Genomic DNA, 13,132 nt, shown 5'->3' on the forward strand with positions numbered 1-13,132 from the left:
AAATTACCCGTTATACTACTAAAATTCTGTCTATCTATCTCTTTAAATAGATAAGATCCCAAACACCATGTCCAAGACGGTTACCACGCTGTTCGAATTTGGTTAAGGGTCTGGTTTCCGGCCGTGGCGAAAAACCGCCTTTGGGCTCACTATTCGCTAAAGCGGGCTCAACCGATAAAATAGCCTGCATATGCTCCGCATACTCTTGCCAATCGGTTGCGCAATGAATAAATCCACCCGGTTTCAAGCAACGGACTAATAATTTTACAAAATCAGCTTGAATCAAGCGTCGTTTATGATGACGCTTCTTAGGCCAGGGATCGGGAAAGAAAATTTGCACGCCTGCCAACGAGTTTTCAGCAAGATGATGCTTTAATACTTCCACCGCATCATGGGAAATAATCCGTACATTTTCAATGGCGTACTCCTGTAAATCAGCCGCTAAACTGCCAACGCCAGCACGGTGAACCTCTATACCAACGAAATTACGCTCGGGATACTGCTGTGCCATAGTCGTTAGCGACGCTCCCATACCAAAACCAATCTCGACAACGGTCTCCGCTTCCCTGCCAAAAATTGCCTGAAAATCAAAAGGCTTTTCATCTAAAACTAATTCGTAAGCCGGCAAATAATGCATTAACCCCTGCTCTTGCCTGTTACTTAATCTTCCAGCCCTTAAGACAAAACTCTTAATTGTACGATGCATAAAAATTACTCAATTAGCTTTAATGCGCGGATTATACCCCCTAAAGAAGGATTTGTGAGTAGTTACGGAGCTATTAATCACTTTATAAAAAGGAAGCGTTTGTTTTTCCCAAACTCATTGAAAGCGACACAAAGGTCTGATACCTACTCCTGCTATTTCACTGCAGTACATTGACTATCTGATCACCAGTATGCTCTTTCTGCTCTTTATTGGAACTATAAAGACCAAAACTCACTAATCCGGCAACCACGCCAACGGAAGCTAGCAATACCACCCCTGCTGTGGAAATTGTAATAATTGTCTTCAAAGCCAGCAGCGTGGCTGTAAAAGCACCCGCGCTCAAAATACCGCTAAGAGTCGCTGTTGTGTTGAAAAGAAAGGCGTGGTTATTATCTTCCTTAGGCTTATACTGCATTGAACCGCCTGGTTGAACAATTTCCGAGTAGGTTGGGTAGATCCCTTTTTTTGCCAAATCAGCTAAATGAGTTTGCACGATTTGACCAATAACTAACGCAATGTCATCCTGTTCCAATTTCTCCGCATTAGGGGTACCTGCAACAGCACTTGCCAATGCTTGCAAGTAGGTTCTCTCTTCCTTATAGGTTGCGCTGGAACCTGGAATCTCTACTTCATACACATTTTTAGTATATCCTTCTATACGATAGGCTATAAAGTGGGCTACTTGCTCCTCAATAGCAATCCATTTTTTCTCAAAGATGCCCTCTAATTTCTTTCTATGATGCGGGTATTTTCGTAGGAAATCATCCGCAAATAGCTTCCTTATTTGTTGGGTTCTTTTATCGTCACTGACAGGTAGATACTCACCATATTGGATGAGTATCTTGTTTTTCAATTGGATGAGGGGAGCCGCTAAATAATTCAAGACATCTGCTTTGAATTGATCGTCATCCAGAAACTGAAGAAGATCTTGCTCCAGATCGGAGGCAATTTTAGCTTTGGTATATTCTTTCATAGTAATACGTCATCTCAAAATTATGGAGTATAAACTGGTACCAGTTTAACATGAGGGAAGCATCTGTGCATGTCTTTTACTTCTTATCCAATTGTAGAGCAATGCAAGCGGCTGCAGTGAGTCCTGCAAATCATTAACTTTTCAGTTGCAACTCCCTGCGGATACCCTAAGATTATTACGCATTTTGTGATTTTTAAATGCCGTTGTACTCGCGCTGAAGAGATAATTTTGTTTATCAGCACATTGCTCTGTCCTTACTCAACGAGTATCAACTCATTTATACAAAACCGTGCTTCCCACAATGCGACGGCGGATGGCAGAATGGGTGAAGCGTCCCGCACTACATCCCTGTCGTAGCCTGGGTGCAACGAAGTGAAACCCGGGTTACGGTCTGCAGACCTTCACCCAGGCTACAAAAACAAGGAAAAAATGATGTCCCAGTAACAATTAGTAATCGTTGAAGATGATTTTGTTTGTCAGCTTCCCGCAATGCGACGGCGGATGGCGGAATGGGTGAAGCGTCCTGCACTACATCCCTGTCGTAGCCTGGGTGCAACGAAGTGAAACCCGGGTTACGGTCTGCAGACCTCACCCAGGCTACAAAAACAAGGAAAAAATGATGTCCAGTCACCACTAGTAATCGTTGAAGATAATTTTGTTTGTCAGCTTCCCACAATGCGACGGCGGATGGCAGAATGGGTGAAGCGTCCAGCACTACATCCTTGTCGTAGCCTGGGTGCAACGAAGTGAAACCCGGGTTACGGTCTGCAGACCTTCACCCAGGCTACAAAAACAAGGAAAAATGATGTCCCAGTAACAACTAGTAATCGTTGAAGATAATTTTGTTTGTCAGCTTCCCACAATGCGACGGCGGATGGCGGAATGGGTGAAGCGTCCCGCACTACATCCCTGTCGTAGCCTGGGTGCAACGAAGTGAAACCCGGGTTACGGTCTGCAGACCTTCACCCAGGCTACAAAAACAAGGAAAAAATGATGTCCCAGTAACAATTAGTAATCGTTGAAGATGATTTTGTTTGTCAGCTTCCCGCAATGCGACGGCGGATGGCGGAATGGGTGAAGCGTCCTGCACTACATCCCTGTCGTAGCCTGGGTGCAACGAAGTGAAACCCGGGTTACGGTCTGCAGACCTTCACCCAGGCTACAAAAACAAGGAAAAATGATGTCCAGTCACCACTAGTAATCGTTGAAGATAATTTTTGTTTATCAGCACATTGCTCTGTCCTTACTCAACGAGTATCAACCCATTTATATAAAACCGTGCTTCCCACAATGCGACGGCGGATGGCGGAATGGGTGAAGCGTCCTGCACTACATCCCTGTCGTAGCCTGGGTGCAACGAAGTGAAACCCGGGTTACGGTCTCTGCAGACCTTCACCCAGGCTACAAAAACAAGGAAAAATGATGTCCCAGTGACAACTCGTAATCGTTGAAGATGATTTTGTTTGTCAGCACATTGATCTGTCCTTACTCAACATATCAACTCATTTATATAAAACCCATGCTTCCACAATGCACGGCGGATGGCGGAAAGCGTGTCGGCCCCCTGACAGGGCTGGCTCCTATAGGTCACGCCAAGGGTCGACAATCCAATACCTTATTGATAAAACGTGACTTAACGGATAAATTGTCTATGCCGAGCCAATAACCCTACCTAGACTTGCCAGAGAGCAGTTAACAATCATTGGTGGTCTCGATTTTTAAAAACAAGCAGATGATTTGTTGGAAAAATAACCTGAATACATTGCATAATGGGCCATTTTTTGCTATAAAACGCCTCTTGTATTTCACACCCGGCTAATTCGCTCGGCGAAGGCCCCGAATTTATACAAAACAGAATTAAATCTATCGAACACTTCGGAGTAACAACATGTCAAGAGTATGTCAGGTTACTGGCAAGCGACCTACTACAGGTAACAATGTGTCGCACGCCAACAACAAAACAAGAAGACGCTTTCTACCCAATCTGAAAAGACATCGTTTTTGGGTTGAAGAAGAAAACCGTTTCGTATCTCTTCGAGTCAGTACGAAAGGTATGCGAATTATTGATAAATTAGGAATCAAAGCTGTTTTGGATAAACTCCGAGCAAACGGCGAAAAGGTTTAATTGAGAGGAAACTACCATGGCAGCTGTCACTATCAAAGTTAAGATGGAATCAACCGCAGGTACTGGTTACTACGTAACAACAACCAAGAATCCGCGTAACCATCCTGAAAAGATGGAATTGAAGAAATACGATCCTGTCGTTCGTAAGCATGTTATCTTCAAAGAGAAAAAAGTTAAATAAATCAATAATTGCCTCCATTAGGAGGCTTTTTTTTGCCGTTTTTTATTCTCTTATCGCCTCAATCATAGTCACCAAGTATTTTTTACATTCTTATTGAACTTATTAAGACCTTTTTGTGTTGAAAATGCCCTTATTCTCTACTGGATAATCGCCCTGAATCAGTTAAACTTAAGAATAAAAGCGATGAAACAAAGAGGATTTGCATGAAACCTTCGTTGCAACTCAATATAAGTCAGCAACTAACGCTTACCCCGCAACTTCAACAAGCGATTCGTCTTCTACAACTTTCTACACTCGATTTGCAACAAGAAATCCAACAGATCGTTGAATCCAATCCGATGCTAGAAGCCACGCCAAATGAAGAAAAAGAAGAATCACATCTAGGAAACGAAAAACAATCCCAGGAAGAGTTTGCCGATTTTCAATGGTCACAGCTTTATACCAGTCAAAACAAACGCACAACTTTTGACGATCTCGATTTCAATTATGAGAATCTTTATTGCACTACGACCAACTTGCAAGACCATTTGCGTTGGCAATTGGATTTAACACCAATGAGCGATATAGATAGAGTCATCGCGACTGCTATTATTGATGCAATTGATGATGATGGCTTTCTTACCCAGACCATGCTCGAATTGCATGCCAGCCTGGATAGTGAAGCCCATCCTTTGGATATCGAAGAAATTGAAGTAGTCCGTCACCGCGTACAACATTTTGATCCTGTTGGCTGTGCTTCAAATAATCTGGCAGAAACATTATTAGTCCAGCTTGAACAATTACCAGATCCAAATGGGGATCTCGACCTGGCAAAACGAATTGTGCGTGACGATATTGAGCTGCTTGGTCATCATAACTATCGTCAATTAATGAAAAATTACCAGGTTAATGAAGCCAATCTGGATAAAGTATTGCAAATCATTCAACGTTTAAACCCGAAACCAGGTAGTCTCATCCATCAAGGTGCCACTGAATACATTATTCCAGATATCATTGTAAAAAAAATCAATGGTGAATGGCAGGTTTCTTTAAACCAAAATACATTGCCGCGCCTGAGTATCAACAATCACTATGCTTCTCTCATTCAGCGGGCAGACAATAGTGCTGATAACCAGTTTTTAAAGAATAATTTGCAAGAAGCACGTTGGTTTTTAAAAAGCATTCAAAGTAGACAGGAAACGTTATTAAAAGTTGCCCAGTGCATCGTGGAATATCAACAAGAATTTCTTGAGCACGGGGATGAAGCGATGAAACCGCTCATTCTTAACGATGTTGCTCTAGCCTTAGATATGCATGAGTCAACCATTTCACGAGTTACTACACAAAAATTTATGCATACCCCGCGCGGTGTGTTTGAGTTAAAATACTTTTTCTCCAGCCACGTAACAACAAGTAGTGGCGGAGAATGCTCATCAACAGCTATTCGAGCAGTCATTAAGAAATTAATTGCTGCGGAAAATCGTAAAAAGCCGTTGAGTGACAGTAAAATTGCCCAATTGATTGGCGAACAAGGCATTCAGGTTGCCCGACGCACCGTGGCTAAATATCGCGAAGCCATGGGGATTGCGCCATCCAATGAACGCAAAACAATTCGTAGTTAGTTTTATTTCAACTGAAGGAGAGGATTATGCAGATCAACTTCACTGGTCATAATGTCGAAGTTACCCCTGCCTTGAAGGCTTTTACGGAAGATAAATTCACTAAACTGGAACGGCATTTCGACAGAATTACGTCTATCCATGTGGTATTTGATGTCGAAAAATTAAGCCAAATTGCTGAGGCATCCATCTTAATTTCAAAAGCCAAATTACATGCCCGTGCTGAATCTGAGGATATGTACGTTGCTATTAATATCCTGGTCGATAAACTGGATAGACAGCTAATAGAACATAAAGAAAAAATTCGTGAGCACCGTGAATAATCTTTAATTCTGTTTTTACTCTTAATCAGGTTGTAATCTTTTGATTTTAATGACTAATAAAATAAAATAAAAATAAATCAATTGGTTACAACTTAGGCAAAAAAAACAATCTCTCCAAAAGGTTGTTTGTTGTGTACAGATAGCGTTAAAATAGACCTAGTTTTTCTTCCGGTCTGTAATCATGCAACTTTGCCATGTTATCAATCCAAATAGTGTTTATATCGATTCAACCTCACAAAGCAAAACAGCAGTACTTCTTAAAATCAGTCAATTGTTAAGTCGAGAACAGCCTCAACTTGACGCACAAGACCTGTTTGATGCCTATTGGAAAAGAGAATGCATGGGAAGCACTTCTATTGGGCAAGGGATCACTATTCCCCACATACGCGTGCCCGGTATGACGCAACCACACGCCTGCGTCATTAGATTGCTCAATCCCGTTGATTTTGGCGCGACTGATAAACAGCCGGTCGATTTAGTCATTGGTTTGGTCGTGCCCCAGGAGCAACAAGTCGATCAACACCTGCAACTTTTAGCATCAATTATCAAGCAATTCAGCATTCCTTCATTTAGAGAAGCCTGCCGACGAATGACTGATAGTGGAGCGCTCTATAATCTATTAGCGTCTGAAACTGTACAAACAGAAGAAGCCCTTTGATTTACACCACTCCCTAGAATGGTTGCGCATCGATAACCTGCCAAGCGCTTGGATTGCCTTGTTTCGCCGAAAACTACATCCTGAATTTTTCAAAGCCGCATTGCAGGAATCATTTTTTGACTCAAGACATAGGCTACTAAAAGCCTCCTGCTCCTATTGGGAAAAATTAGTCTCCAATATTGAATTAACTTCGAACTCTGGATATTCAGTTTTCAACCCTATAAGCTGTGTCAAGATTGATAACTTCCTAAGAAAAAATGTTAAAAATCCTGTTAATTCCCGTTTTCTTACTTCCTTCTTTTGCCTATGCGAATGAAAAAGACGTGATTTGGTCCGCAACCTATTACCAGGCCATACCCAATAAGAAAGGCATTAGCCAAGATTATTGCCAGGCGCATACTCCAGGTACCTTTGTGGGCAAGGTTAATGAGCAACTTCAATTTGGAGCCGTCACCAATCGCGGGATCAAGCTCGATCAATTCACCTTTCATAATAAAAAAATCGCTGGGATTTCATTTATGGAAGGCAGCTTAAGGGCGCGAGGCCATACTCAAAAAACAAACTGGGAAGATCATCTACGCTATTATGTCTATAAATTATCCGAATATGGCCTTACTCGCGGTGTGTGGCAAAGTAAAGAGTGTAAAGGTTTTTTTGTAGGGAGGGTCATTAGTAAAAAATAATTATTGTCTTTCTCAAAACGCTCATGATTGTAGAAAATTGCTGCACATGCTAAATTGTAGCTGTCATGATAAAAACTAAAATTACCATCATTAATAAATTGGGATTGCACGCTCGGGCTTCTGCGAAATTCGTTTCTACCACATCGAGATTTCAAAGTCATATTGACGTCACCAAAAATACGCAGACCGTTAATGGCAAAAGCATTATGGGGATTATGATGCTTGCTGCCAGTAAAGGCAGTGAGTTAATTTTACAAATTGATGGTCCGGATGAGGTCGAGATGGAAAAAGCGATTACCGAACTCATCAATAATCGCTTTGGTGAGATAGAATAATTGTCTTTAACTATTAAGACTCATCAGACGACTGGCGTTTGCGTTGTTTGCGCACACGATGCAAAGCAAGCAAGGTTTGCAAAGGACCGGACAAAGCATAAATGACAAAACCAACAAACAGAACCACAGACGGATTTGCGGCAATCGCGACAAACAGAATTACCATAACCAAGAGGTATAAAAAAGGAACTTTTCCTTTAAAATCAATTTCTTTAAAACTGTAGTAGCGTACATTACTCACCATAAGAACCGCCGCAACAACCGTAATAAACGCTGTCAGTATAGCGATTACAAAATGTTGCAATTCATTTTGGTGACAAAACCAAACAAAGGACGAAACAATCGCTGCGGCAGGAGGACAGGCAAGCCCTTGAAAATAGCGTTTATCCGCTGTTTCAACCTGGGTATTGAAACGCGCAAGCCGTAAAGCCACTGCAGCGGTATAAATGAAGGCTACTAACCAGCCTACTTTACCTAATTGCTGCAGATTCCAACTATAAAGCAGTAAGGCCGGTGCAACTCCAAAGGTAACCATATCGGACAAGCTATCGTATTCAGCACCAAATGCAGTTTGCGTATTCGTCAAACGAGCAATACGTCCATCAAGCCCATCAGCAACCATACCAATAAAAATAGCGATAACAGCGACTTCGTATTGCGCCTTTAATGAAGCGACAATCGAGTAAAAAGCAGCAAAAAGGCTTGCCGTAGTAAACAAATTAGGTAACAAATATATTCCTGAATGGTTTTCTTTCTGATTCACAGTAAATGCTCATCTAAAATTAAATCGTTAGCATGCTAACATAATAATTGTCCTTACTGCCATTGCTTCGTTGTTTTGCCAAGATGATGCTATACTAGGCATACTGTTTTTAATATGTATCAAATATGGCCGAAGACTCCGAGAACAAAAAAATTGTTATCGAAGGTGTTACTCCTCAAGGTAAGCCTTTTCGTCCCAGTGATTGGGCAGAGCGAATGAGTGGGACAATGGCCAGCTTCAAAAACAGACGTATTCATTATTCCCCTCTGCTGCAACCTAGCGTGAATACAGAAGGCTATAAATGCGTTCTACTTGATCCCAAACTCAAAGAATCCAGTCCACAAGTCTATCAAGCCATTTTGGATTTTGCTAAAGCCAACAACCTCAAGATTTGCGGTGAGAATGAGTAAATTACCCTGCAGCAATGGATGCCCCGCGAACCCTGACCAACCTCAATGCACTCACTGCGTTTGAGATTGCAAACGAATAGAGATTTCATAATTACCATTCCCACTCATCAATTCAAAACTATGAATATCACCAGCAGGGCCAGAGGTTGTTATTAGACTATCGCTGCGGTTAGGAAGACTCCAACGTGTCTGTAAAGTTCCCCTTTCGTTTTTTAACTGTATTTTTATTGAACCAATCATATCATCATTATTCCAGGGAGCCGCATCTGCTTCATTCAAAGACAAAATCACTGTAACAGCTTCTCCTGGTGACAATGGCTCAGACCACAAAGTAATCCCCCGGACTTTATCCATAATTTGTGAAATCCAATGACCAGGTAACTCTGGAATACGCGCATAGTGTGTAGGTTTCCCAGCGCGATAAGTACTGATATCAAAATAAAGTTCATCGCCGGCAGGTTCACCCGTTTTAATTATTTTAATGTGCTTTAAAATCAAACTGGGTTTCAGCTCAGTGCCTTTATTAGCAGCAAAAAGCAACACAGGAAATAGAATTAAACAGGCTAAGATAGATTGATAATTCCTTTTCATCGCTACTCCTTAAGGCTCCTAAGAGCAATCTTCTTATTAAATATACGTTAGATACCCATAACTAGCTTGCTTTAACTGACAAATTGCATGCTAAACGCTTCTATTTTCCCCATTACTGTAGCTAAAAAGGCCGTGGTATTTTCAAAATTCATAGCTAAAACTCCCGCAAAAAGAAAAGCCAGGCCTTTCCCCCCCTGTTGCACTCCTGGTTCACTCGCTGTTACCAATAGTACACAACCCCGAATAAACCAAATCAAACCGGCTGTCTGAATGATTAAACCCATGGAGCTATAAATATCATAGGGATTATAATTGGCATATTGCAAAACATTGCCTGTTCCAAACGTAGTATTGGATAAATTTTGTACTGTGCTAGGTAAAAATAACAAAGCAGAGCCACCGATAATGTAAGCGAGGGGTACAAACATCTTTTCTTGAGAAGACGAGTTAGCTCGATGATCACCTATTTTCCTGAGTTTTGATATGGCAGTCATAAAAAATACGATACCGAGCAAATAAGCACCTCCTGAAAGAAGATGTTGCACAGGGAAAAGAGATCGGCTCAAATTGCCAATCATAGTGATTAGGTCAGTGCTATTCATACTCTAATTATATACTTAATTCTTCTATCAACTCTTGCAATGCATAATTTTTCCCCTATATTAGTGGGTTTCCTAACCAAGTTGTAATTATTATGCAAGTCAATACCTTTCCCATTACCCTGGAGGACGCGTTTATGCTCTCTCCTAAAGTAAAGCATTTTATTTTCAAAACAGAACAATCCCCCCCATTTAGCTACCTTCCGGGGCAATTTATCACCATTCATTTTGAACGGAATGGTAAAATGCTCAAGCGTAGCTATAGTATTGCGAATGTTCCTACACAAAACAATTATATTGAATTTGCAGCTGGCTATGTTGCTGAAGGACCAGGTACTGATTTATTGTTTAACTTAAAACCAGGCGATAAAATTAACATTAATGGGCCCTTTGGGCGCCTAATCCTCAAAGAAGAGATGCCTAAACGCTACATTTTTGTAGCAACCAGTACCGGCGTCACTCCTTATCGGGCGATGATTAATGAGCTGAAAGCGCGTTTAAAAGTTAATCCGGAACTTCAAATTGTGATTCTGCAGGGCGTGCAAAAGCATGAAGACCTCCTTTATCCTGATGAATTTATTGCGTTTGCGGCCCAGCATCCGCAAGTCACTTTTCGTGCTCATTTAAGTCGGGAACAAGAAAGTGCCTTAGGTCCTCATGAACACAAAGGCTATGTACAACATGCCTTTCCCGATCTAAACCTAAATCCCACAGAAGATATGATTTATTTGTGTGGAAATCCCGGTATGATCGACGATGCTTTCAATTATCTGAAAGAAAAAGGGTTTGCTTTACAACAAATCATTCGAGAAAAATACATTTCAAGCCCCAGTAAATAACGGTTTTAACGAGAGGAGAATAAACTATTATGTATTACGATGAATTATCAGCAACGATGGAACATCTGCTGCAAGACGGTAAAGGCATTTTAGCCGCTGATGAGAGCAGCGGTACTATAGGTAAGCGATTTGAGACAATTGGTCTTGAAAACACAGAAGAAAATCGCCGTGCGTATCGCCACTTGCTTGCCACTACGCCTGATTTGGAGCAATACATTAACGGGGTCATCTTGTTTGAAGAAACGTTTCAGCATAAAGATGATCAGGGAACAGCTCTCCCTGACTTGTTTGCCCAAAAAGGCATTATTCCAGGCATTAAAGTAGACAAAGGGCTGGTTACTTTAGCCAATACTGATAATGAAAAAGTGACCCAAGGTTTGGATGGCTTGGCGGAGCGCCTGGAGCATTTTAAAAAATTAGGTGCAAAATTTGCAAAATGGCGCAATGTTTACACCATTGGTGAGTACACGCCTAGCTTGACGGCTATCAAGGCTGGTGCTGAGATGCTTGCTCGTTATGCAGCAACCTGCCAATCAATTGGTATTGTTCCGATTGTTGAACCGGAAGTATTGATGGATGGTAATCATTCCATTGAACATTGTGCTGAAGCCTGCGAAATGGTATTGCATGAGCTCTTTCATGCTTTATTCATTCATCAGGTTGATTTAGAACACATCGTTCTTAAACCAAGTATGGTCACTTCTGGTAAAGATACGGTTCCTTTTAGTTCAGCAGAAGAAGTTGCTGATTACACGATTAGTGTATTCCGTAATAACGTACCGGCTGCGGTGCCAACAATTAATTTCTTATCTGGCGGCCAATCACCACAACAAGCTACTGCCAATCTGAATGCAATCAATAGTGCGGGTTACCAACCTTGGAATCTGAGTTTCTCTTATGGAAGAGCGTTACAAGAAGATTGCCTGCAAGCTTGGGGAGGTAAATCGGATAACATTAAAGCAGCCCAGGAAGCGTTGCTTAAGCGTGCACGCTTAAATAGTGCAGCCTGTTTTGGTGAATACCTGGAAAATATGGAATAAAGACGAGAGGAAGCGGCACCTGCCGCTTCCTTATTTTTATTTGCAAGTTTAAATGAAGAGATCGGCGTGGCCCATAGGACTTACGCAAAATTTCGAGGTCGAGGCAAAATTTGCTTTTAATGAGAGAGTTAGCCTAACTAAATGACCGAATTAAAAGGAAATTTTAACGAAGAGATTGGCGTTTTGCCTCTAGGACTTACGCAAAACTTCGAGGTCGAGGCAAAATTTGCTTTTAATGAGAGAGTTTAGCCTAACTAAATGACCGAATTAAAAGGAAATTTTAACGAAGAGATTGGCGTTTTGCCTCTAGGACTTACGCAAAACTTCGAGGTCGAGGCAAAATTTGCTTTTAATGAGAGAGTTTAGCCTAACTAAATGACCGAATTAAAAGGAAATTTTAACGAAGAGATCGAAGTTTTGCGTAAGTCCTGTGTTAAATGAATTCAAACCGAGCCAGCAAGGGTAAATGATCCGATAACATCCGCCAAGGCTTTCCTTTCAAACAATAGGCCTCTGAAACCCGCATCCCACGAAAATAAATCCGATCCACGCAAAAGGCCGGTTTTATTGCCGGAAATGAACGAGCATGATGGCCTTTCATGCTGTAGAAAGCCTCATTAATACCTAACTCTTCTGCCAATGGTTTTGATAAATGACGGCGCCAATCATTGAAATCACCCGCCATAAGCAAAGGCTCATGTTCTGGTACCGCTTCACTGATTCGCTGCATCAATGCGCTACACTGTGAAGAACGCTCAGCCTTAAATAAACCGAGATGAACGCAAAGTAGATGGACATTGATTTGGTTTAGCCCCTCTCCTATTTTTATCTGACTGTGCAAGATACTGCGTGAAGCACGATTCATTGAAGATAAGTTAATATTCTCAAATCGTTCAAAAGGATATTTACTTAAAATGGCATTCCCATGATGACCTGAGTGGTAAATTGCATTTTTTGCATAAAGGTAGTGAGGCCATATTTTTTCTGCAATGTATTCAAATTGGGGAGCATCGGGCCAAGCAACAATGCGTTTTTCCCGTAGCCTATGCTCACCCTGTACCTCTTGCAGAAAAACAAAGTCAGGATTTAATGTTAATAGCGCCTCTCGCATTTGAGGTAATAGAAACCGTTTACTGAAACTAAAACCCTTATGGATGTTGTAGGTTATTAGAGACAGGCTTCGCTGGTGTTTTTGCATAGCAACATTAGAAATAAACCCATTAATTAAGCATAACACTAACTACAGTAATAAGCGGTAGCTAAGACCTACTTTTATCATTCTGCGGGTTTAGGTAACATGAATTATTA

Annotated in this window: 17 protein-coding genes; 10 read left to right on the plus strand and 7 right to left on the minus strand. The window is 41.4% G+C overall.

Annotation, left to right across the window (positions count from 1 at the left end; translation table 11 throughout):
• Nucleotides 1–34 precede the first annotated feature (34 nt).
• The 3 genes from trmB to DYC89_RS12070 all read right to left on the minus strand — a co-directional run bounded on the left by trmB (nt 35) and on the right by DYC89_RS12070 (nt 2,394).
• Nucleotides 35–706, minus strand: a complete 672-nt coding sequence (gene trmB, locus DYC89_RS12060; RefSeq protein WP_115222007.1) for a tRNA (guanosine(46)-N7)-methyltransferase TrmB — start codon at nt 704–706, stop codon at nt 35–37.
• A 157-nt stretch (nt 707–863) separates the two neighbouring features.
• Nucleotides 864–1,679, minus strand: a complete 816-nt coding sequence (locus DYC89_RS12065) for a hypothetical protein (RefSeq protein WP_115222008.1) — start codon at nt 1,677–1,679, stop codon at nt 864–866.
• 340 nt (nt 1,680–2,019) lie between these two features.
• Nucleotides 2,020–2,394, minus strand: coding sequence for a hypothetical protein (locus DYC89_RS12070; RefSeq protein ID WP_115222009.1), 375 nt, complete (start codon nt 2,392–2,394; stop codon nt 2,020–2,022).
• A 1,173-nt stretch (nt 2,395–3,567) separates the two neighbouring features.
• Here DYC89_RS12070 and rpmB point away from each other — a divergent pair.
• From rpmB to DYC89_RS12105, 7 genes are all read left to right on the plus strand, one after another.
• Nucleotides 3,568–3,804, plus strand: a complete 237-nt coding sequence (rpmB, locus tag DYC89_RS12075) for a 50S ribosomal protein L28 (RefSeq protein ID WP_058444883.1) — start codon at nt 3,568–3,570, stop codon at nt 3,802–3,804.
• A 16-nt stretch (nt 3,805–3,820) separates the two neighbouring features.
• Nucleotides 3,821–3,985 (plus strand): 50S ribosomal protein L33, encoded by a 165-nt coding sequence (rpmG, locus tag DYC89_RS12080; RefSeq protein ID WP_019216095.1) that lies wholly within the window; start codon nt 3,821–3,823, stop codon nt 3,983–3,985.
• Between the two features lie 203 nt (nt 3,986–4,188).
• Nucleotides 4,189–5,586, plus strand: a complete 1,398-nt coding sequence (locus tag DYC89_RS12085; protein WP_115222010.1) for an RNA polymerase factor sigma-54 — start codon at nt 4,189–4,191, stop codon at nt 5,584–5,586.
• A gap of 26 nt (nt 5,587–5,612) precedes the next feature.
• Nucleotides 5,613–5,906, plus strand: a complete 294-nt coding sequence (gene hpf, locus DYC89_RS12090; protein WP_115222011.1) for a ribosome hibernation-promoting factor, HPF/YfiA family — start codon at nt 5,613–5,615, stop codon at nt 5,904–5,906.
• Between the two features lie 181 nt (nt 5,907–6,087).
• The gene (locus tag DYC89_RS12095; protein ID WP_115222012.1) at nt 6,088–6,564 is read left to right on the plus strand and encodes a PTS sugar transporter subunit IIA; all 477 of its coding nucleotides are present in this window, start codon (nt 6,088–6,090) and stop codon (nt 6,562–6,564) included.
• A 257-nt stretch (nt 6,565–6,821) separates the two neighbouring features.
• A complete protein-coding gene (locus tag DYC89_RS12100) occupies nt 6,822–7,247 on the plus strand; it encodes a hypothetical protein (RefSeq protein WP_115222013.1) in 426 nt (141 codons plus the stop codon).
• 65 nt (nt 7,248–7,312) lie between these two features.
• Nucleotides 7,313–7,582 carry an HPr family phosphocarrier protein gene (locus DYC89_RS12105; protein ID WP_115222014.1) on the plus strand — a complete coding sequence of 90 codons (270 nt, stop codon included), beginning with the start codon at nt 7,313–7,315 and terminating at the stop codon, nt 7,580–7,582.
• 13 nt (nt 7,583–7,595) lie between these two features.
• Here DYC89_RS12105 and pssA read toward each other — a convergent pair whose 3' ends face one another.
• Nucleotides 7,596–8,345, minus strand: coding sequence for a CDP-diacylglycerol--serine O-phosphatidyltransferase (gene pssA / locus DYC89_RS12110; protein WP_115222015.1), 750 nt, complete (start codon nt 8,343–8,345; stop codon nt 7,596–7,598).
• Between the two features lie 125 nt (nt 8,346–8,470).
• Between pssA and DYC89_RS12115 the strand changes: the two genes are divergently transcribed.
• A complete protein-coding gene (locus DYC89_RS12115) occupies nt 8,471–8,755 on the plus strand; it encodes a DUF3579 domain-containing protein (protein ID WP_115222016.1) in 285 nt (94 codons plus the stop codon).
• Between the two features lie 51 nt (nt 8,756–8,806).
• On the opposite strand, the gene DYC89_RS12120 is transcribed toward DYC89_RS12115, so the two are convergent.
• Nucleotides 8,807–9,346: a hypothetical protein gene (locus DYC89_RS12120; RefSeq protein WP_115222017.1), complete on the minus strand. Its 540-nt coding sequence runs from the start codon at nt 9,344–9,346 to the stop codon at nt 8,807–8,809.
• Between the two features lie 71 nt (nt 9,347–9,417).
• Entirely contained in the window at nt 9,418–9,948 is a 531-nt protein-coding gene (locus DYC89_RS12125; protein ID WP_115222018.1) for a type IV secretion protein IcmC, read from the minus strand.
• 92 nt (nt 9,949–10,040) lie between these two features.
• On the opposite strand from DYC89_RS12125, the gene DYC89_RS12130 reads away from it, so the two are divergent.
• Together DYC89_RS12130 and DYC89_RS12135 are read left to right on the plus strand one after the other, a co-directional pair.
• Nucleotides 10,041–10,784: a ferredoxin--NADP reductase gene (locus DYC89_RS12130; RefSeq protein ID WP_115222019.1), complete on the plus strand. Its 744-nt coding sequence runs from the start codon at nt 10,041–10,043 to the stop codon at nt 10,782–10,784.
• A 29-nt stretch (nt 10,785–10,813) separates the two neighbouring features.
• Nucleotides 10,814–11,824, plus strand: coding sequence for a class I fructose-bisphosphate aldolase (locus tag DYC89_RS12135; protein ID WP_115222020.1), 1,011 nt, complete (start codon nt 10,814–10,816; stop codon nt 11,822–11,824).
• 433 nt (nt 11,825–12,257) lie between these two features.
• Here DYC89_RS12135 and DYC89_RS12140 read toward each other — a convergent pair whose 3' ends face one another.
• The gene (locus tag DYC89_RS12140; protein ID WP_115222021.1) at nt 12,258–13,022 is read right to left on the minus strand and encodes an endonuclease/exonuclease/phosphatase family protein; all 765 of its coding nucleotides are present in this window, start codon (nt 13,020–13,022) and stop codon (nt 12,258–12,260) included.
• Nucleotides 13,023–13,132: the final 110 nt, after the last annotated feature.

This window comes from Legionella donaldsonii, from assembly GCF_900452385.1.
Taxonomy (GTDB): domain Bacteria; phylum Pseudomonadota; class Gammaproteobacteria; order Legionellales; family Legionellaceae; genus Tatlockia; species Tatlockia donaldsonii.

Bases quoted from the DNA above. Each gene is read 5' to 3' on its own strand.
- DYC89_RS12100 (WP_115222013.1), top strand. From the start codon at position 6,822: ATGTTAAAAATCCTGTTAATTCCCGTTTTCTTACTTCCTTCTTTTGCC.
- DYC89_RS12120 (WP_115222017.1), bottom strand. From the start codon at position 9,346: ATGAAAAGGAATTATCAATCTATCTTAGCCTGTTTAATTCTATTTCCT.
- DYC89_RS12095 (WP_115222012.1), top strand. From the start codon at position 6,088: ATGCAACTTTGCCATGTTATCAATCCAAATAGTGTTTATATCGATTCA.
- DYC89_RS12115 (WP_115222016.1), top strand. From the start codon at position 8,471: ATGGCCGAAGACTCCGAGAACAAAAAAATTGTTATCGAAGGTGTTACT.
- rpmG (WP_019216095.1), top strand. From the start codon at position 3,821: ATGGCAGCTGTCACTATCAAAGTTAAGATGGAATCAACCGCAGGTACT.
- hpf (WP_115222011.1), top strand. From the start codon at position 5,613: ATGCAGATCAACTTCACTGGTCATAATGTCGAAGTTACCCCTGCCTTG.
- DYC89_RS12130 (WP_115222019.1), top strand. From the start codon at position 10,041: ATGCAAGTCAATACCTTTCCCATTACCCTGGAGGACGCGTTTATGCTC.
- DYC89_RS12140 (WP_115222021.1), bottom strand. From the start codon at position 13,022: ATGCAAAAACACCAGCGAAGCCTGTCTCTAATAACCTACAACATCCAT.
- trmB (WP_115222007.1), bottom strand. From the start codon at position 706: ATGCATCGTACAATTAAGAGTTTTGTCTTAAGGGCTGGAAGATTAAGT.
- rpmB (WP_058444883.1), top strand. From the start codon at position 3,568: ATGTCAAGAGTATGTCAGGTTACTGGCAAGCGACCTACTACAGGTAAC.
- DYC89_RS12065 (WP_115222008.1), bottom strand. From the start codon at position 1,679: ATGAAAGAATATACCAAAGCTAAAATTGCCTCCGATCTGGAGCAAGAT.
- DYC89_RS12125 (WP_115222018.1), bottom strand. From the start codon at position 9,948: ATGAATAGCACTGACCTAATCACTATGATTGGCAATTTGAGCCGATCT.
- DYC89_RS12085 (WP_115222010.1), top strand. From the start codon at position 4,189: ATGAAACCTTCGTTGCAACTCAATATAAGTCAGCAACTAACGCTTACC.
- DYC89_RS12135 (WP_115222020.1), top strand. From the start codon at position 10,814: ATGTATTACGATGAATTATCAGCAACGATGGAACATCTGCTGCAAGAC.
- DYC89_RS12105 (WP_115222014.1), top strand. From the start codon at position 7,313: ATGATAAAAACTAAAATTACCATCATTAATAAATTGGGATTGCACGCT.